This is a genomic window from Streptomyces sp. HUAS TT7 (genome assembly GCF_051550175.1).
GTDB lineage: Bacteria > Actinomycetota > Actinomycetes > Streptomycetales > Streptomycetaceae > Streptomyces.
The window spans coordinates 5066318-5083829 of sequence record NZ_CP196175.1 but is presented as its reverse complement, the minus strand read 5'-3'; the positions used below and the strand labels follow the sequence as shown (position 1 = coordinate 5083829).

Below are 17512 nucleotides of genomic sequence, written 5' to 3'. Positions count from 1 at the left end.
ATGAACGCTGACGAGCCCGTCGAGTACCAGTGGCCCCGACCGCCTCAGGACGGTTACACCGTGGACGACCTGTTCACGCTGCCCGAGCTCCCGTCGCGCACCGAGCTGATCGACGGGAGCCTGGTCTTTGCGAGCCCGCAGCGCATGTTCCACTCGGTCGTGGTCGACCTGTTGGTCAACGGCGTACGTCGTGATCTGCCCGCCGAGTTCAAGGTCACCCGGAACATGACCGTCGTCCTGGACAGCCGCAATGGCCTCGCCCCCGACGTCAGCGTGCTGCACGCTTCCGCGATCACCGGGCCGGACCAGATGAGCTTTCGCGCGGAGGACGTGCTCCTTGCCGTCGAGGTCGTGTCCCCGGATTCCGAGTCCCGGGACCGTACGACGAAGCCGCAGAAGTACGCCGCCGCCGGTATCCAGAACTACTGGCGGGTGGAGCGGGGCGGAACGGGCGACAGCCGACCGGTCGTCCACGTCTACGAGCTCGACCCGCTCACCAAGGCGTACGTGCACATGGGCATGCAGCGTGAGCAGCTCAAGGTGGGCAAGCCCTATGCCATCGAGATCGATCTCACCGGCGTGGACGAGCTCTGAGCTCAGGCGGGCAGGATCGTCGCGCCCCGGGCGGGTGATTCGGCCACCCTCGCGGTGCGACAGGTGCCAGAAGCGATCAGCGCCGCCGCGACCTCGCCCGCCGACTCCGGGTCGGCGCACAGGAAGGCCGTCGTCGGGCCCGAGCCCGAGACCAGGGTGGCCAGGGCGCCCGCCTGCCTGCCCGTCTCCAGGGTGTCCGCCAGGGAGGGGCGCAGGGAGAGGGCGGCGGCCTGTAGGTCGTTGGTGAGGGCGGCCGCGAGGGCCTTCGGGTCGCCGGTGCGCAGGGCGTCCAGGAGGGCCGGGGAGGCTACGGGGTCGGGCGCGTCCGGGGTGAGGCGGTCGAACTCGCGGTACACCGCCGGGGTGGAGAGGCCGCCGTCCGCCACCGCGAACACCCAGTGGAAGGTGCCGCCGACTTCCAGGGGGGTGAGCTTCTCGCCGCGTCCCGTACCGAGGGCTGCTCCGCCGACCAGACTGAAGGGCACGTCGCTGCCCAACTCGGCGCAGATGTCGAGGAGTTGGGACTGTTCGGTGCCCGTGCCCCAGAGGGCGTCGCAGGCGAGGAGCGCGCCCGCGCCGTCCGCACTGCCGCCTGCCATGCCGCCCGCGACGGGGATGTCCTTGTCGATGTGGATGTGGACGTTGGGCTCGATGCCGTGGCGGGCCGCGAGGAGTTCCGCCGCGCGGGCGGCCAGGTTGGTGCGGTCGAGGGGGACCTGTTCCGCGTCCGGGCCGGTGCAGGTGATGCGGAGCTCGTCGGCGGGGGTCACCGTGACGGTGTCGTAGAGGGCGACGGCGAGGAAGACGTTGGCGAGGTCGTGGAACCCGTCGGGGCGGGCGGGGCCCACGGCCAGCTGGGCGTTGACCTTGGCGGGGACGCGGACGGTGACGGTGCGGGTCACGGGGCGGGCTCCTTCGGGTGCGGGCGGTTCATTTTCCCCCACCCCGCCCTGGGGCTCCGCCCCAGACCCCGTTCGCGCCTTAAGGGCGCTCGTCCTCAAACGCCGGACAGGCTGGGAATGCCCGTGCCGCATCCTGCTAGGGGCGCGGGGAACTGCGCGACCAGCCACGCACGGTCCGCAGTCGAACGCCATCCCCCGGCAGGTTTCGGGAAGGGGCGGGGTGGGGAAATCAGCCCGCCCGGTGCTCCGCGATCCTCGCGAATTCCTCCACCGTCAGCGCCTCGCCCCGCGCCTGCGGAGAAACCCCCGCCGCGACCAGGGCCGCTTCCGCCGCCGCGGGCGAGCCCGCCCAGCCCGACAACGCCGCCCGCAGGGTTTTGCGGCGCTGGGCGAACGCCGCGTCCACGACCGCGAAGACCTCCGACTTCGAGGCCGTCGTCGCCACCGGGGACGTACGCCGCACCAGCGACACCAGCCCCGAGTCCACGTTCGGCGCCGGCCAGAACACGTTGCGGCCGATCGAGCCCGCCCGCTTCACGTCCGCGTACCAGTTCGCCTTCACCGAAGGCACCCCGTACACCTTGTTGCCCGGCTTCGCCGCGAGGCGGTCCGCCACCTCCGCCTGGACCATCACCAGCGTGCGCTCGATGCTCGGGAAGCGGTCCAGCATGTGGAGGAGGACCGGGACCGCCACGTTGTACGGGAGGTTCGCCACCAGTGCCGTGGGGGGCGGGCCCGGCAGGTCCTGGACCAGCATCGCGTCCGAGTGGACGAGAGAGAAACGGTCCGCTCGGGCCGGCATGCGGGCCGCGATCGTCGACGGGAGCGCCGATGCCAGTACGTCGTCGATCTCCACCGCCACCACCCGGTCCGCCGCTTCGAGCAGCGCCAGGGTCAGCGAGCCCAGGCCCGGGCCGACCTCCACCACCACGTCGTCGGGGCGGACCTCGGCGGTCCGCACGATGCGGCGGACCGTGTTGGCGTCGATGACGAAGTTCTGGCCGCGCTGCTTGGTGGGGCGTACGCCAAGCGCTGCGGCCAGTTCGCGGATGTCGGCGGGGGTAAGGAGTGCGTCGGGCTCAGTGGTGCTCACCGATACAGCCTACGGCCGCAGTGCGGCCACGGGCTCGCTCCCCGGGTCACGAAGAGCTTCTTCGCGCGGAACGTCTGCTCGCCGGCCGGTGCCTGCTCGGGCCGCCCGCTGCCGCCGAGCGCGTGCCAGGTGCCCGCGTCGAACTGGTAGAGCCCGCCGTAGGTGCCCGACGGGTCGAGCGCGCCGGGGCGGCCGCCCGACTCGCAGTGGGCCAGGCCGCTCCAGTTGAGGTGGTCGGCGCCGCCCACCGACGTGGGCAGTGCCTTGGTGCCGACCTTGACCTGCTGGGTCACCGGCTCGCGCACGGTCTCCGTGTCGACCTTCTTCGGCCTCTGCTTCACCCCGTTGACCGTACGCAGCGCGTACGTGACCTTGCGGGCGCCCTGCTCGCCCTGGCGGACCACGACCTGCGTCCCCGCGAACAGCGTGTCGTCCTTGGTCTTCTCGACCTTGAAGGGGATCGGCTCCTCGCGCACCTCCTTCGTGCCGCTGATCCGCATGACCGTGACCGTCTGGCCGTCGTGCGGGAAGGAGAGCGGGGCGACGGAGGTCGTGTCCTGGCCCTGCAGCGAGATGCCCGCTTCCCCCAGGGCTTCGGCGACCGTGGCCGCGTTGGTGCGCAGGGTGTTTTCGCGGCCGTCCGCGAGGAAGGTCACCGAGCGTTCGGTGCGTACCTCCAGGGCGAGGCCCGCGCGGCCGATCTCCGCGGAGCGGGACGCCGACAGATAGGCGCCCTCGGCGCGCACGCCGAGCTGGCGCAGGGCCCCGTCGACGGTGCGGGCGGTCGTCCACACCTGGCGGCGCTGCCCGTCCAGGGTGAGCTGGACCGGGCGGCCGTAGCGCACCACGACCTCGTCGCCGCCGGCGAGGCCGGCGGCGGGGCCGGGCGCCACGAGGTCGTGCGTCCCGACCGGCACGTGCTCGTCGGCGAGGAGTTCATCGACGCTGTCGGCGAAGGTGTGCATGGTGCGCGGCACCCCGTCGACGGTGAGCCTGACGGCCTTGTCGCTGACGACGAACGCGGAGGTGCCACCCGCCAGGAACGCGACGACGAGGGCCTGTGGGAGGAGCCGGCGCAGCGCGTCGGGCCCGCCGGAGGACTTGCGGCGCCGGGCCGCCCGGCGCGCCCCGGCCCGCCCTCCGGGCTCCCCGTCCTGGCGTTCTCGGCGGGGCGGCGCGGGTTCGCGCGGCTCGGGGATGGGCACCGGGCCGATCTGGGTCTCGTGGCCGGCGTAGGAGGGCGTGAAGCCGTCGTACCGGGGCACACGGGCGCCGAAGGGGGGCGCGGAAGCCTCGGCGGCACCCGTGGCGATGCCGTACGGAGGCGTTGCCGTGGCGGTCCCGGCGCGGTGCCCGCCGCGTGCGGCACGGTGACTGCCCTGCGAATTGCTCACGACGCTCCAGGGTCCGGTCCGATGGTGCGGCCCGGGACACTAGCGGAGCAGCGGTCACTCTCCAAAGCAACTCGACTACGCAGTGTCGTGGCACTACCCTGTACGCCGCCCGACGGCGGGCGGATGCTGTTATCGGTCAGTAATCAAACGCACGCGCAGTGTTGTCCGCGATCGCCGCGGCCAGCGCGTCTTCACCGATGCCCTTCACGGCCGCCATGGCCCGCACCGTGACCGGAATGAGATACGGCGCATTGGGCCGTCCGCGGTACGGCGCCGGGGTGAGGAACGGCGCGTCGGTCTCCACAAGAACAAGTTCCAGCGGGGCGACCGCGAGAGCGTCGCGCAGCGGCTGGGCGTTTTTGAAGGTCATGTTTCCCGCGAAGGACATGAAGTACCCGGATTCGGCGCAGAGTTCGGCCATTTCCGCGTCGCCGGAATAACAGTGGAAGACGGTGCGTTCGGGGGCGCCTTCCTCGCGCAGAATACGCAGCACATCGGCGTGCGCCTCGCGATCGTGAATGACGAGCGCCTTGCCCTGCCGCTTGGCGATCTCGATGTGCGCCCGGAAGGACCGCTCCTGGGCGGCCTTGCCCTCGGGTCCGGTGCGGTAGTAGTCGAGACCGGTCTCGCCGACGCCCTTGACCCACGGCAGGGCGGCGAGCCGCTCGATCTCGGCGAGGGCCTCGTCCAGCGCACCGTCGCCGCCGGGGCCGCGCGCGCCCTGGCGCGACCAGCCGTCGGGGTCCCCGTGGACGATCCGGGGGGCTTCGTTGGGGTGCAGCGCGACGGCGGCGTGGATGTTCGCGTACGCCTCGGCGGTCTCCGCCGCCCACCGGGACCCCTTCACGTCGCAGCCCACCTGGACCACGGTGGTGACGCCCACGGCCGCGGCCTTCTCCAGGGCCTGTTCGACCGTGCCGTCCTGCATGTCCAGGTGGGTGTGCGAATCGGCCACCGCCACTCCGAGCGGTTCCGGCAGCGGCGGCGGGGCATCCTTGGCGGCACTCATACGGGCGATCCTACGAAAGGGGCGCGCCCCCGTCGCGGCCGGTCACGTACGTGCAGGCACTTACCTCCGGTGGAAGGGGTGCAGGAGGTCCGACAGGTGCCAGTGGTGCTCCGGCTTCACGTCCGTCTCGGCCGCGTCTTCCAGCTCGGACTTGGTCGGCCTCGGTTCGTGGTCCTTGAGCCACTGCTGTGCGGACGACACCCGCCCGGCGCGCATGATGCGCACCACGTGCCCGCCGCAGTTGAGGCAGGTGGGGGCGGACAGCGGGGACGGCACCCGTTCGCCGTTGGCCTTGTATATGACGAATGCCTGGCCGGTGGCGTCAGTGTGGTGCTCTATTTCGTACGCCTGTTCCCAGCCGTATCCGCACCTCATACACGCGAAGGCATATGCCTCGTGTGCCGTGGTCTCAGCGATCTCACTCATGTGCCGGCTCCTCTTGTCCGCTGGACAAGCTCTTGCGAGCGCTCTTGCGAGCGGGGGCGAAAGCGTCCCCGATCCAGGAGACGCCTTTCGCTGCCAAAACGCATCAGGGGCTGTCGAGAGTTGGTGTGGTCTTGGCCTTTCCTAGGGCTGCGCGCATTTCCCTGCCCCGGTGCGCGGCCTGCGTTTTACTTTTTACGATAGTCCTTTACCTGCCGCGGGGCCCTGACGTGCCGCATTCTTTGCCGCCACCACCGCGTCGAAGACCTCGCGCTTGGGTAGACCCGTCTCGACAGCGACGGCCGCGATGGCCTCCTTGCGCCGCTCCCCCGCCTCTTCCCGGACCTGCACGCGCCTGACCAGCTCGGCTTCGTCCAGATCGGCCGGGCCCGTCTGAGGCGCGCCCTCGACCACGACGGTGATCTCACCGCGCACACCCTCGGCCGCCCACTGGGCCAGGTCCTTCAGCGGGCCGCGCTTGACCTCCTCGTACGTCTTGGTCAGCTCCCGGCACACCGCCGCGCGCCGGGAGGCGCCGAACACCTCGGCCATCGCGGCCAGGGTGTCGTCGAGCCGGTGCGGGGCCTCGAAGTAGACCAGCGTGCGCCGCTCGTCGGCGACCTCGCGCAGCCGGCCCAGGCGCTCGCCGGCCTTGCGCGGCAGGAACCCCTCGAAGCAGAAGCGGTCCACGGGAAGCCCGGACAGGGCGAGCGCGGTGAGCACCGCCGAGGGGCCCGGCACCGCCGTGACCTTGATGTCCTTCTCGACGCAGGCCGCGACCAGGCGGTACCCGGGGTCGGAGACCGACGGCATGCCCGCGTCGGTGACGAGCAGCACCCGGGCGCCGCCTTCGAGGGCCTCGACCAGCTCGGGGGTGCGCGCCGACTCGTTGCCCTCGAAGTAGGAGAGGACCCGGCCCTGGGTGTGCACGCCGAGCGCCTGGGTCAGCCGGCGCAGGCGCCGGGTGTCCTCGGCGGCGACGACGTCGGCCCGCTCCAGTTCGGCGGCGAGCCGGGGCGGGGCGTCCGCGGTGTCGCCGATGGGGGTGCCTGCGAGTACGAGAGTTCCGGTCACGCGAACCATCCTCGCAGCCCGGCGACGCCCGAGCCGCCGGGCCCGGCCACGGGACCTGGGGGTGTGCGGTGGATCAGGGCCGGGGCCGCGACGCCTGGCACGGCACCTCGCCGCGTTACCGAAGCGCCCCGATAGCTCCTCCCCCAAGGCCTTGAGGGCCAGGGGGGACCCCCATTCAAGACGCTCCGGCGCCTTGCGATGCACCGCACCAGACGCCACGACCTACCCGACCCTGATCCACCGCACACCCCCAACACAGCCGGGTTCCCTACGATGGCGCGGTGACCAGTACTGCGCCACAGACCCTGCCGGGCCACGAAGCCGGGGACGAGCCGCCCTCCTGGCCGCACCGCATGCGCCGGTTCGGCCATGTCGTGCGGCCGAGAACCGGGCTGCGCGAGCGACTGGTGCCTCCGTTCAGCGGGCCCTCGGGGCAGCTGTGGACGGTGCTCGGCATCTCCCCGCTGTGGGCGGCGCGCATCGTGCGCTGGTCGGCGTGGGCGGGGCCGCTCCTGGTCACACTGGTCGCGGGGCTCATGCGGTTCTGGCACCTGGGCGCCCCGCACGCGGTGATATTCGACGAGACGTACTACGCCAAGGACGCCTGGGCGCTCATCAACCACGGCTACGAGGGCGACTGGCCGAAAGACATCGACAAGTCGATCCTCGCCAACCCCGATCTGATCGCGGTGCCGACCGCGCCGGGCTATGTGGTGCACCCGCCGGTCGGCAAGTACCTGATCGGCATCGGCGAGAAGATGTTCGGCTTCACGCCGTTCGGCTGGCGCTTCATGGTCGCCGTGCTCGGCACCCTGTCGGTGCTGCTGATCTGCCGGATCGGGCGGCGGCTCTTCCGCTCGACGTTCCTGGGGTGCCTGGCGGGCACGCTGCTCGCGGTCGACGGGCTGCACTTCGTGATGAGCCGTACCGCGCTGCTCGACACGGTCCTGATGTTCTTCGTCGTGGCCGCCTTCGGCTGCCTCCTCGTCGACCGCGACCGTACGAGGGCGAAACTCGCGGCCGCGCTGCCCGAGGGCGAGGACGGGCAGCTGCGCCCGGACGCGGAGATCGCGGCGACCCTGAGGTTCGGCTGGCGGCCTTGGCGGATCGCCGCCGGGATCATGCTGGGCCTGGCCTGCGGCACCAAGTGGAACGGCCTCTACATCCTGGTCTTCTTCTGCGTCATGGCCGTCCTGTGGGACGCGGGCGCCCGGCGCACGGCGGGGGCGGTCACCCCCTACCGGGCGGTCCTGCGCCGGGACGCGTTCTGGGCGTTCGTTTCCACGGTGCCGGTGGCGATCGCCACGTACATGGCGTCGTGGACGGGATGGTTCGTCACCGACAAGGGGTACGGCCGCCACTGGGCAGACGGCCGCGCGGGCCTGTCCCCCGACCACATCAAGCTGCCGGTCATCGGCACCGTCAACCACCTGCCGCAGTTCGACCTGAGCTGGGTGCCGGCCTCGCTGCGCAGCTTCTGGCACTACGAGACCGAGGTCTACAGCTTCCACGTCGGCCTCACCGAGGGCCACACCTACCAGTCGAACCCGTGGAGCTGGCTGGTCCTCGGCCGGCCCGTCTCGTACTACTACGAGAGCCCCGCCCCCGGCACGCAGGGCTGCCCCACCAGCACGAGCGGCAAGTGCGCCGCCGAGGTCCTCGCGCTCGGCACCCCGCTGCTGTGGTGGGCCGCCTGCTTCGCGCTCCTGTACGTCCTGTGGCGCTGGATCTTCCGGCGCGACTGGCGGGCCGGCGCGATCGCGTGCGGCATCGCGGCCGGGTACCTGCCCTGGTTCATGTACCAGGAGCGCACGATCTTCTTCTTCTACGCGGTCGTGTTCGTGCCGTTCCTGTGTCTGGCGGTGGCGATGATGATCGGCGCGATCATCGGGCCCCCCGGCTCGGACGAACGGCGACGCGCGGTGGGGGCGATCGGGGCGGGCGTGCTCGTCCTGCTCATCGTCTGGAACTTCGTGTACTTCTGGCCGATCTACACCGGCACGGCCATCCCCCTCGACTCCTGGCGCAGCCGGATGTGGCTGGACAGCTGGGTGTGATGCCGGTCGCGTTCCGGTAACCGTTCGACAACTCAGAGCACCACTGTCACTGCCGTCCCGTAGAGTCGCCCTCAAGCAACCCCTTGAACACGTTCAAGAGGTTCGGGGGACTCCTGGGGAGGGGAACTGCGGAATGCGCAGTGGAGCGAAGGTCGCCATCGTGGGCGGGGTGTTCGTGGTGGCCGCCGGTGGTGTGGCGTACGGGGCCTACACGCTGGTGGGCGGGGGTGACGACAAGGGCTCCGGCGGGACGCACACGCAGGGCGCGCCCGCGCGCACCGGGCCGCCGGGCGCGGACGAGATCAAGGAGACCTCCACCGGGTTCTTCCAGGCCTGGGCGAAGGGCGACGCGGCGGGGGCCGCCGCCCTGACCAACAACCAGCAGGGCGCCTCGGCGGCACTGACCGGCTTCCGCGACCAGGCGCACCTCACGAACGTGGTGGTCACCCCCGGCGCGCCGAACGGGGCGGTCGTCCCGTACACGGTCAAGGCCGACATCTCCTTCGAGGGCAGGACGTCCCCGCTGTCCTACGCCTCCCAACTCACCGTCGTACGCGGCCAGTCCACGCACAAGGCGCTGGTCGACTGGCAGCCCGCCGTGCTGCACCCGCAGCTGAAGACGGGCGAGCGGCTGGTGACGGACAAGGCGCAGAGCCCCGAGATCCAGGCCGTCGACTACAAGGACCGCCCGCTGACCAAGGAGCAGTACCCGTCGCTGGGGGCGATCCTGGACGGGCTGCGCGAGAAGTACGGCGCCAAGGTGAACGGTACGCCGGGCATCGAGCTCCAGATCCAGGGCAACGGCACCCCGGCGCGCACGCTGATCACCCTGCAGAAGGGCACGCCGGGCAAGCTGAAGACGACGCTCGACGCGGATGCGCAGGCGGCCGCCGAAAAGGCCGTGAAGCGGTTCGGGGAGTCGTCGGTGGTGGCCGTCAAGCCCAGCACCGGTGAGATCCGGGCGGTCGCGGACAACCGCAACGACAAGTTCCCGGCGTCGCTCCAGGGCCGGGTCGCGCCCGGCTCGACGATGAAGATCGTCACCGCGGCGATGCTGATCGAGAAGGGCAAGGCGTCCCCGGACAAGCCGGCCGAATGTCCGGCGGACGCGATGTGGCAGGGGGTCACCTTCCACAACCTCAACAACTTCTCGATGGACGGCCAGCCCTTCTCCAAGAGCTTCGCCCGGTCCTGCAACACCGCCTTCATCAAGCTCGTCGACGACGTGAACGACGACGGGGCGCTGGGGCGGGTGGCGGCCAACTACTTCGGCATCGGCCAGGACTGGAAGGTCGGCGTGCCCTCCTTCGACGGCAGTGTGCCCGCCTCCGCGGGTGCCGAGACGGCGGCGGCGTACATCGGTCAGGGCAAGGTGCAGATGAGCCCGCTCGACATGGCGTCCATCGCGGCGACCGCGCAGTCGGGCCGGTTCCGCCAGCCGGTGATCGTGCCGCAGTCCCTGGACGGCCGCGTGCTGGCCCAGGCCGACCCGCTGCCCTCGGGCATCGCCGGCCAGCTCCGCGCGATGATGCACATCACCGCGACCGCCTCCTACGGGACGGCGACCGAGGCCATGGCGGGCGTCGGCGGCGACAAGGGCGCCAAGACCGGCTCGGCGGAGAAGGACGGCCAGAACAAGTCGGACAGCTGGTTCACCGGATACAGCGACGACCTCGCGGCCGCCGCCCTGGTGCAGTCCGGCGGGCACGGCGGGGACGCGGCCGGGCCCATCGTGGCGCAAGTTCTGCGCGCGGGCTGAGGGCCCACCGCCGCCTCCCTGAAACCCCCTCGCATGGCCCGTACACCCACCAGTAGCGTGCGGGCCATGAGCTCAAAGGAATCCCTCGCCCACCCCCGGTTCGCCGAGGCGCTGCGCACCCTCGGCCTCGACGTCGACGTGCGCCGCTTCCCGGACGCCACGAGGACCGCCGCCGAGGCGGCCGCCGCCATCGGCTGCGATGTCGGCGAGATCGTGAAGTCGCTGGTCTTCGAGGCGGACGGGGTGCCCGTGCTCGTCCTCGTGGACGGCTCCTCGCGGGTCGATGTGGAGCTGGTGCGCCGGGAGTTGGGGGCGGCGGAGGTCAAGCGGGCGAACGCGGATCTCGTCCGGGAGACCACCGGGTACGCGATCGGCGGGGTCCCGCCGTTCGGGCACCTCACCCGCACCCGGGTGCTCGCCGACCGGGGGCTGCTCGACCACCCCGTGGTGTGGGCGGCGGCGGGCACCCCGCACACCGTCTTCCCGCTCGACCCGAAGACGCTGATCGCGCACGCGGGCGGCACCCTCGTCGACGTGTCCGAGCAGAAGTGACGCTGACCGTCACGTGCGCGGTGCTGCTCGCGGCCCTCACGCACGCCAGCTGGAACGCGCTGGCCCACCACCTCAAGGACCAGCTGCTCTCCTTCACCCTGATATCCGGCGGCGGCGCGCTGATAGGGCTGCTCGCGCTGCCGATCGCGGCGCTGCCGGACGGCGGGGCCTGGCCGTATCTGCTGGTCTCGGCGGCGCTGCACGTCGCGTACATGGTGCTGCTCATGCGGTCGTTCACGCTGGGCGACTTCGGGCAGATGTATCCGATCGCGCGCGGCACGGCCCCGCTGGTGGTGACCGTGCTCGCCGCCGTGTTCGTGCACGAGATGCCGGGTGCCTGGCAGATGGCGGGCGTGGCGGTGGCCTGCGCGGGTCTGGTCGGGGTCGCCCTGTGGGGCCTGCGCGGCTCGCGGCCCGACTGGCCGGCCATCCTCGCGGCCCTCGCCACCGGCCTCACGATCGCCGGGTACACGGTCGTCGACGGCATGGGGGTGCGCGCCTCCGGGACCTCGTTCGGCTACATCGCCTGGCTGATGATCCTGGAGGGCCTGGCCATCCCCGCCTACGCCCTGTACCGCCGAAGGTCCCAACTGGCCGTGGACCTGCGCCCGTTCGCGGTCCGCGGGCTTCTCGGCGCGGCCCTGTCGGTCACCGCGTACGGGCTCGTCCTGTGGGCGCAGACCAGGGCGCCGCTCGCCCCGATCGCGGCGCTGCGCGAATCGTCGATCATCGTGGGCGCGGCGATCGGCGCGGTCTTCTTCAAGGAGCGCTTCGGCGCACCCCGCATCGCCGCGGCGGGCCTCCTGGTGGTGGGCATCGGCCTGATGCTGCGGGCGGGGTGAGCCGCACCGGCGCCCGCAGCCGGGGACGTCACTCCCCGCGGGCCGCCCGCTGGAGGCCCGTGTTGACGGCGAGGAGGCCGCCGTCGACGCGCAGGGTGGTGCCGGTGATCCAGGACGCGTCGGCCGAGGCGAGGAAGGCGACGGCCGCCGCGATGTCCTCGGGCTCGCCGACCCGGCCCAGCGGGTACATCCTCGCCATCCGCTCCAGCTGGGCCTCGCGGCCGTCCCAGGTGGGGGTGTGGACGGTGCCGGGCTGCACGAGGTTGACCCGCACCCCGCGCGGCGCGGCGTCCCCGGCGAGCGTACGGGTCAGCGAGGCGAGACCCGCCTTGGCGGCGCTGTAGGCGTGGTTGCCGAAGTCCTGCTCGCCGTTGACCGAGCCGACGTTGACGATCGCGCCCCGGCCGGACGCGGCGAGGTGCGGCAGTGCGGCGCGGGCGCAGCGGAAGGCGCCGGTGAGGCTGATGTCGAGGTCGCGGGCCCAGCTCTCGTCGTCCTGGTCCTCGAAGCGGGCTGCGTCCGGGCTGCAGGAATAGGCGTTGTTGACCAGGACGTCGAGCCGGCCGAACTCCTCGACGGGGCAGGCGACCGCGGCCTCCACCGAAGCCCGGTCGGACACGTCGCAGTGCCGGGCGACGGCACCCTTGAGTTCGGCGGCCACGGCCTCGGCCCGCGCCGACTCGACGTCGGTGACGAGGACTTGGGCGCCCTCGGCGGCGAGTCTGCGCGCGGTGGCGGCGCCGATGCCGCGCCCCGCGCCGGTGATCAGTACCGCGTGTCCTTCGAAGCGTGTTGCCTGGATGGCCTTCTGAGGATGCGTCATACGGTCGAACGTAGTGCCCGCACCAGGGCCTGGGCACGGGGGTCGGCGGTGACGCCCTTCTGCAGGCCGTTGGTCACATAGCCGAACGCGGTCCCCGACTCGGGGTCGGCGAAGCCCAGCGAGCCGCCCCGCCCGGGGTGTCCGAAGGACCCGGGGCCAAGGAGCGGGGAAGCCGGGCCGTGCAGCATGTAGCCGAGCCCGAAGCGGGTGTTCACGACCAGGACCCTGTCCGGTCCCGCACTCTCCTCGGTGCGGGCCAGGGTGAGCGTGGCGGGCGCGAACAGCCGCTCCCCGCCGTCCACTTCACCGAAGGTGGCGGCGTAGAAGCGGGCCAGTGCGCGGGCGGTGGAGATGCCCGCGGAGGCGGGGAGTTCGGCGGCGCGGTAGGCGGGGTCGTTCTCGTCCGGCAGCGGGTCGATCGCGCCGAACGCGCGCCGGGTCAGCGAGTGCGGGTCCTGGTAGGCCTCGGCAACGCTGCGCTTCGGCCTCAGGCGCAGCCCGCCGTCGCCCGCCTCGGGCGCCTCGACGGGACCGACCCGACCCACCCGGTGCGCCTCGGCGTCCGGCACGCCCATCCAGAAGTCCAGGCCGAGCGGCCCGGCCACCTCCTCGGCCGCCCAGCGGCCGATGGTGCGCCCGGTGACCCGCCGGACCAGCTCGCCGAGCAGCCAGCTGTAGGTCTGCGCGTGGTAGCCGTGCGCGGTGCCGGGCTCCCAGAACGGGGGCTGCGCGGCCACGGCGGCCGGCCCGCTCTCGCCGTCGCCGGCCTCGGCGGGGGTGAGCGGGTGGTCCAGGGCAGGCACCCCGGCGCGGTGCGAGAGCAGGTGCCGTACGAGGGTGCGCTCCTTGCCGGCCGCCTTGAACTCGGGCCAGTACGTCGACACCGGGGCGTCCAGGTCCAGTCGGCCGCGCTGGTGCAGGAGGAGGGGGACGGCGGCGGCCACGCCCTTGGTGGCCGAGCGGACTATCTGGGCGGTGTCCAGCGCCCAGGGGGCGGTGCCGTCCACGTCCTTGGTGCCGGCCCACAGGTCGACGACCTTGCGGCCGTGCCGGTACACGGCGACTGCCGCGCCGCGCTCGCCTCGCTGCGCGAAGTTCCGCACGAAGGCGTCCTTCACGGGCTCGTAGCCCGGTGCTACGGCGCCCTGTACGTCGACCACGATCGCTCCCCATCCTGCTGGGCGCCGCGGTGGTGCCCCTACCCATGGTGCCCGACGGGCGGGTGGGGTGCGCCGGGGCTCCGCCCCAGACCCCGGGATGCCCCCCACCCCGCCCCTTCCCTAAACCCTCCGGGGGTTGGAAGAGGTGAAGCCGGGTTTCCTGGGGCTCCGCCCCAGACCCCGTATCGCGCCTCAAGGGCGCTCGTCCTCAAACGCCGGACGGGCTGAAATGCCCTGATGCGGGCCAGCACCGACGCAGCCAGGGGCGCGGGGAACTGCGCGACCAGCCACGCACGGTCCGCAGGCTGACGAGCGCCGGGGTCCGGGGCGCAGCCATGGGAAGCCGGACCGCACCCTGCCAGGGGCGCGGGGAACTGCGCGAGCAACCACCCACGGCGCGAGGACGAAAGCGGGTTAGGGGCGCGGGGAACTGCGCAAAGGGACGCGGCGGGCCCGCGCCGAAATAGCCCGCCCCCCTAGCGGAGCGCCGCCGTCGACGACGGGTCGAAGCCGAACGGGAGCTCAAGGCGATGCGCCCGCATCAGGGACGCGTCGGAGAGGACCTCCCCCGTGGGGCCGTCCGCCGCGATGACCCCCTCGCTCAGGATCACAGACCTCTCGCACAGCTCCAGCGCGTACGGCAGATCATGGGTCACCATGAGGACCGTCACGTCCAACCCCCGCAGGATGTCGGCCAGTTCGCGCCGCGACGCCGGGTCCAGGTTGGACGACGGCTCGTCCAGGACGAGGATCTCCGGGGACATGGCGAGGACCGTCGCGACGGCGACCCGGCGACGCTGCCCGAAGGACAGGTGGTGCGGCGGCCGGTCCGCGTACTCGGCCATCCCCACCTGGGCGAGCGCGCCGAGAACCCGCTCCTCCAGCTCCGCCCCGCGCACCCCGGACGCCGCCGGGCCGAAGGCGACGTCCTCGCGGACGGTCGGCATGAAGAGCTGGTCGTCGGGGTCCTGGAAGACGATGCCGACCCGGCGCCGGATCTCGGCGAGGTTCTTCTTGGCGACGGGCAGCCCGGCCACGGTCACCGAGCCCGCGCCGCCCTCCAGGATGCCGTTGAGATGGAGGACGAGGGTGGTCTTGCCCGCGCCGTTGGGGCCGAGCAGCGCGACCCGCTCGCCCCGCGCCACCGTCAGGTCGACGCCGAACAGCGCCTGATGGCCGTCGGGGTAGGCGAAGGCCAGCCCCGACACTTCGAGGGAGGGGACGTTCACAGTTGCCTCAGTCATAGGAGTGCCTCTCACAGCGTCCAGCCCAGCAGGCAGACGGCCAGTGCCGTCGCCGGGAGGGCCGCGGCCCGCGTCCACTGGGCGCGGGTCGCCGTCACCTCGTCGATCACCGGCATGGCCCCGGCATAGCCGCGGCTGACCATCGCGAGATGGACGCGTTCGCCGCGTTCGTAGGAGCGGATGAAGAGCGCGCCGGCCGACTTGGCGAGGACGCCCCAGGAGCGCACCCCGCGTGCCTCGAAGCCGCGCGAGCGGCGGGCGATGGACATCCGCCGCATCTCGTCGGTGATCACATCCCCGTACCGGATCATGAAGGACGCGATCTGGACGAGGAGCGGCGGCAGTTTGAGGCGCTGCAGGCCGAGCAGCAGGGCGCGCAGTTCGGTGGTGGAGGCGAGGATCACGGAGGCGGCGACGCCGAGGGTGCCCTTGGCGAGTACGTTCCAGGCGCCCCACAGCCCGTTCTCGCTGAGCGAGAGGCCGAGTACGTGGACCTGCTCGCCGGGCACGACGAACGGCATGAGCACCGCGAACGCCACGAACGGGATCTCGATCAGCAGCCGCTTGAGCAGGTACCCGGCCGGGATGCGGGCCGCGCCCGCCACGCAGGCGAGCAGCACGGCGTACAGCGCGAAGGCCCACATCGACTCGCGCGGTGTGGACACCACGACGACCACGAACAGGAACACCGCGGCGAGCTTGCAGTGCGGGGGCAGGTCGTGGACGGGCGAGTGGCCGTGCCGGTAGAGCCGGTGGGAGTGGCCCGCTCCCACGTCAGACCGCTTCCGGGGTGCGCTCGGGGGCGGGCTCCGTACGGCGGCGGCGTACGACCCAGAACACGCCGCTGCCCACCGCGACGGTGACGCCGACGCCGATCACTCCGGCGAGGCCGCCGGCCAGGCGGGCGTCGCCGATGTCCTTGACGGAGTAGTCGGCGAGCGGCGAGTCGGAGGTGGCGTGCGGCTTGGTCTTGGCGTCGATGCCCTTGTCGTGGGCGACCTTCTCCAGGCCGTCGGGGCTGGCCGAGGCGTAGAAGGAGACGAACCCGGCGAGGACGAGCGCGGTGACGATGCCGATGCCCCACACCTTCTTCGTGGAGCGGGTGCGGGCCGCGGCGGGGGCGGCGGCCGGCGCGTCGACCAGCTCGCCGCCGACGCGCAGCTTGAGCGGCGCGGTCAGGCCGCGGGCGCCGTGCACGAGGTCGGGGCGTACGGCGATGACGGCGCCCACGGTCAGCGCGGTGATCACGGCTTCGCCGACGCCGATCAGGACGTGCACGCCGACCATCGCGGTGAGCACCTTGGTGATCGGCACGTCGGTGGTGCCGCCGAGCGCGTAGATCGCAGTGAAGACGAGTGCGGCGGCCGGGACGGAGAGCAGCGCGGCCACGAACGAGGCGACGGTGATCGAGCGGCGGGTGCGGGGCAGCACCTTCACCACGCCGCGGAAGAGGGCGTAGGCGACGACGGTGGTGGTGATCGCCATGTCGGTGATGTTCACGCCGAGCGCGGTGAGGCCGCCGTCGGCGAACAGGATGCCCTGCATGAGCAGGACCACGGACACGCACAGGACACCGGTGTAGGGCCCGACGAGGATCGCGGCGAGCGCGCCGCCGAGCAGATGGCCGCTGGTGCCGGCCGCGACGGGGAAGTTGAGCATCTGCACGGCGAAGATGAACGCGGCGACGAGACCGGCCAGCGGCGCCGTCTTCTCTCCCCCACTGCTCAATGCGTGGGAGGTACCCCCAAGCTCTCGGCGCGCCCCGCGCAGGCTGACGGCGACGGCTCCGGCGGCGACCGCACCTGTGACCGCCGATACAGGTGCGTTGATGAATCCATCGGGTACGTGCATAGGGGGACTCCGATTTCCCGTGGCGCCCTCTTCCCTGCGCGGCATGCGCAGAACCGTTTGATGATAGTGCCCTGTTGCGAACCCTTCGCAAGAGCGGCCCAGTACCAAGTGCCAAGCCGACTCGCTGGGGGTTTACCCGAAAAATATGGGACATTTGATACCGAATAGCACGAACCGGATTTCAAGCAGCACCCAGCGTGAGGAGCGACCGATGTCCCCCGCAGTCGAGGACCACGCCGAGGAACACGCCGAAACCCGCTCCGTCGAGGATCACGCCCGGGCCCGCATCGTCACGGACGCCCCGCTCACCAATCCCGTCCCGGTGAAGCTGCGCTACGACCCCGGCGACTCCCCCGGCACGGTGTGCTTCGCCTTCCCGGGCGGGAACGAATGGGTCTTCCCGCGCGACCTCCTCGAATCGGGGCTGCGCGCGCCCGCCCGCCGGGGCGACGTGGAGGTGTGGCCGTGCGGCCGCGCCCAGACGGTCCTCGAATTCCACTCGCCGGAGGGCGTCGCGGTGGTCCAGTTCGACAACACGCCCCTGGTCCGCTTCCTGAGCCACACCTACGCCACCGACACGCGGACGGCCCCGTCCCCGGCGGGCCGCCACCGCTGAAGTCCCCGGACATGCGGAGGCCCCCCGTGCGCGGTACGCACGAGGGGCCGAGGGGCGCCGGCGGTCCCGTCCCCACAGGCCGCCGACGTCGGCCGGGACCCACGGCCGCTCGGTTCGCG

17 protein-coding genes are annotated in these 17512 nt (G+C 72.1%); 6 read left to right on the top strand and 11 right to left on the bottom strand.

All coding sequences use genetic code 11. The annotated features are described in order from the left end of the window. Positions 1–594 (top strand): Uma2 family endonuclease, encoded by a 594-nt coding sequence (locus tag ACSHXC_RS23045; RefSeq protein WP_438293415.1) that lies wholly within the window; start codon positions 1–3, stop codon positions 592–594. A 2-nt stretch (positions 595–596) separates the two neighbouring features. On the opposite strand, the gene ACSHXC_RS23040 is transcribed toward ACSHXC_RS23045, so the two are convergent. The 6 genes from ACSHXC_RS23040 to rsmI form a co-directional block, all read right to left on the bottom strand. Beyond that, entirely contained in the window at positions 597–1496 is a 900-nt protein-coding gene (locus ACSHXC_RS23040) for a 4-(cytidine 5'-diphospho)-2-C-methyl-D-erythritol kinase (RefSeq protein WP_438293414.1), read from the bottom strand. A 229-nt stretch (positions 1497–1725) separates the two neighbouring features. Then, positions 1726–2589, bottom strand: a complete 864-nt coding sequence (gene rsmA / locus ACSHXC_RS23035; protein WP_438293412.1) for a 16S rRNA (adenine(1518)-N(6)/adenine(1519)-N(6))-dimethyltransferase RsmA — start codon at positions 2587–2589, stop codon at positions 1726–1728. Continuing rightward, positions 2586–3983 carry a ubiquitin-like domain-containing protein gene (locus tag ACSHXC_RS23030; RefSeq protein WP_438293410.1) on the bottom strand — a complete coding sequence of 466 codons (1398 nt, stop codon included), beginning with the start codon at positions 3981–3983 and terminating at the stop codon, positions 2586–2588. The genes rsmA and ACSHXC_RS23030 overlap by 4 nt, the downstream gene beginning before the upstream one ends. Positions 3984–4119: 136 nt before the next feature. After that, the gene (locus ACSHXC_RS23025; RefSeq protein WP_438293409.1) at positions 4120–4992 is read right to left on the bottom strand and encodes a TatD family hydrolase; all 873 of its coding nucleotides are present in this window, start codon (positions 4990–4992) and stop codon (positions 4120–4122) included. 60 nt (positions 4993–5052) lie between these two features. Further along, entirely contained in the window at positions 5053–5418 is a 366-nt protein-coding gene (locus ACSHXC_RS23020) for a hypothetical protein (protein WP_438293408.1), read from the bottom strand. Positions 5419–5610: 192 nt separating this feature from the next. Beyond that, positions 5611–6498, bottom strand: coding sequence for a 16S rRNA (cytidine(1402)-2'-O)-methyltransferase (gene rsmI, locus ACSHXC_RS23015; protein ID WP_438293406.1), 888 nt, complete (start codon positions 6496–6498; stop codon positions 5611–5613). Positions 6499–6770: 272 nt separating this feature from the next. Here rsmI and ACSHXC_RS23010 point away from each other — a divergent pair, with 272 nt between their 5' ends. From ACSHXC_RS23010 to ACSHXC_RS22995, 4 genes are all read left to right on the top strand, one after another. Then, positions 6771–8546 carry a dolichyl-phosphate-mannose--protein mannosyltransferase gene (locus tag ACSHXC_RS23010; protein ID WP_438293404.1) on the top strand — a complete coding sequence of 592 codons (1776 nt, stop codon included), beginning with the start codon at positions 6771–6773 and terminating at the stop codon, positions 8544–8546. A gap of 133 nt (positions 8547–8679) precedes the next feature. Further along, positions 8680–10305 (top strand): penicillin-binding transpeptidase domain-containing protein, encoded by a 1626-nt coding sequence (locus ACSHXC_RS23005; RefSeq protein WP_438293403.1) that lies wholly within the window; start codon positions 8680–8682, stop codon positions 10303–10305. A gap of 33 nt (positions 10306–10338) precedes the next feature. Then, positions 10339–10857, top strand: a complete 519-nt coding sequence (locus ACSHXC_RS23000) for a YbaK/EbsC family protein (protein WP_438293402.1) — start codon at positions 10339–10341, stop codon at positions 10855–10857. Then, positions 10854–11699 (top strand): EamA family transporter, encoded by an 846-nt coding sequence (locus ACSHXC_RS22995; RefSeq protein ID WP_438293401.1) that lies wholly within the window; start codon positions 10854–10856, stop codon positions 11697–11699. The genes ACSHXC_RS23000 and ACSHXC_RS22995 overlap by 4 nt, the downstream gene beginning before the upstream one ends. 28 nt (positions 11700–11727) lie before the next feature. On the opposite strand, the gene ACSHXC_RS22990 is transcribed toward ACSHXC_RS22995, so the two are convergent. The 5 genes from ACSHXC_RS22990 to ACSHXC_RS22970 all read right to left on the bottom strand — a co-directional run bounded on the left by ACSHXC_RS22990 (position 11728) and on the right by ACSHXC_RS22970 (position 16777). Then, complete coding sequence (locus ACSHXC_RS22990; RefSeq protein ID WP_438293400.1) at positions 11728–12522, bottom strand: SDR family NAD(P)-dependent oxidoreductase; 795 nt, start codon at positions 12520–12522, stop codon at positions 11728–11730. Next, positions 12519–13685 (bottom strand): serine hydrolase domain-containing protein, encoded by a 1167-nt coding sequence (locus ACSHXC_RS22985; protein WP_438296763.1) that lies wholly within the window; start codon positions 13683–13685, stop codon positions 12519–12521. The genes ACSHXC_RS22990 and ACSHXC_RS22985 overlap by 4 nt, the downstream gene beginning before the upstream one ends. 473 nt (positions 13686–14158) lie before the next feature. Next, positions 14159–14926, bottom strand: coding sequence for an energy-coupling factor ABC transporter ATP-binding protein (locus ACSHXC_RS22980; protein ID WP_438293399.1), 768 nt, complete (start codon positions 14924–14926; stop codon positions 14159–14161). 11 nt (positions 14927–14937) lie between these two features. After that, entirely contained in the window at positions 14938–15699 is a 762-nt protein-coding gene (gene cbiQ, locus ACSHXC_RS22975) for a cobalt ECF transporter T component CbiQ (RefSeq protein ID WP_438293398.1), read from the bottom strand. Position 15700: 1 nt separating this feature from the next. Further along, positions 15701–16777 (bottom strand): energy-coupling factor ABC transporter permease, encoded by a 1077-nt coding sequence (locus ACSHXC_RS22970; RefSeq protein WP_438293397.1) that lies wholly within the window; start codon positions 16775–16777, stop codon positions 15701–15703. Between the two features lie 211 nt (positions 16778–16988). Between ACSHXC_RS22970 and ACSHXC_RS22965 the strand changes: the two genes are divergently transcribed. Beyond that, positions 16989–17393, top strand: coding sequence for an SsgA family sporulation/cell division regulator (locus ACSHXC_RS22965; RefSeq protein ID WP_438293396.1), 405 nt, complete (start codon positions 16989–16991; stop codon positions 17391–17393). The last annotated feature ends 119 nt before the right edge of the window (positions 17394–17512 follow it).

Bases quoted from the DNA above. Each gene is read 5' to 3' on its own strand.
- ACSHXC_RS22970 (WP_438293397.1), bottom strand. From the start codon at position 16,777: ATGCACGTACCCGATGGATTCATCAACGCACCTGTATCGGCGGTCACA.
- ACSHXC_RS22990 (WP_438293400.1), bottom strand. From the start codon at position 12,522: ATGACGCATCCTCAGAAGGCCATCCAGGCAACACGCTTCGAAGGACAC.
- ACSHXC_RS23025 (WP_438293409.1), bottom strand. From the start codon at position 4,992: ATGAGTGCCGCCAAGGATGCCCCGCCGCCGCTGCCGGAACCGCTCGGA.
- ACSHXC_RS23020 (WP_438293408.1), bottom strand. From the start codon at position 5,418: ATGAGTGAGATCGCTGAGACCACGGCACACGAGGCATATGCCTTCGCG.
- ACSHXC_RS22980 (WP_438293399.1), bottom strand. From the start codon at position 14,926: ATGACTGAGGCAACTGTGAACGTCCCCTCCCTCGAAGTGTCGGGGCTG.
- ACSHXC_RS22965 (WP_438293396.1), top strand. From the start codon at position 16,989: ATGTCCCCCGCAGTCGAGGACCACGCCGAGGAACACGCCGAAACCCGC.
- ACSHXC_RS23000 (WP_438293402.1), top strand. From the start codon at position 10,339: ATGGCCCGTACACCCACCAGTAGCGTGCGGGCCATGAGCTCAAAGGAA.
- rsmI (WP_438293406.1), bottom strand. From the start codon at position 6,498: ATGGTTCGCGTGACCGGAACTCTCGTACTCGCAGGCACCCCCATCGGC.
- ACSHXC_RS23045 (WP_438293415.1), top strand. From the start codon at position 1: ATGAACGCTGACGAGCCCGTCGAGTACCAGTGGCCCCGACCGCCTCAG.
- ACSHXC_RS23005 (WP_438293403.1), top strand. From the start codon at position 8,680: ATGCGCAGTGGAGCGAAGGTCGCCATCGTGGGCGGGGTGTTCGTGGTG.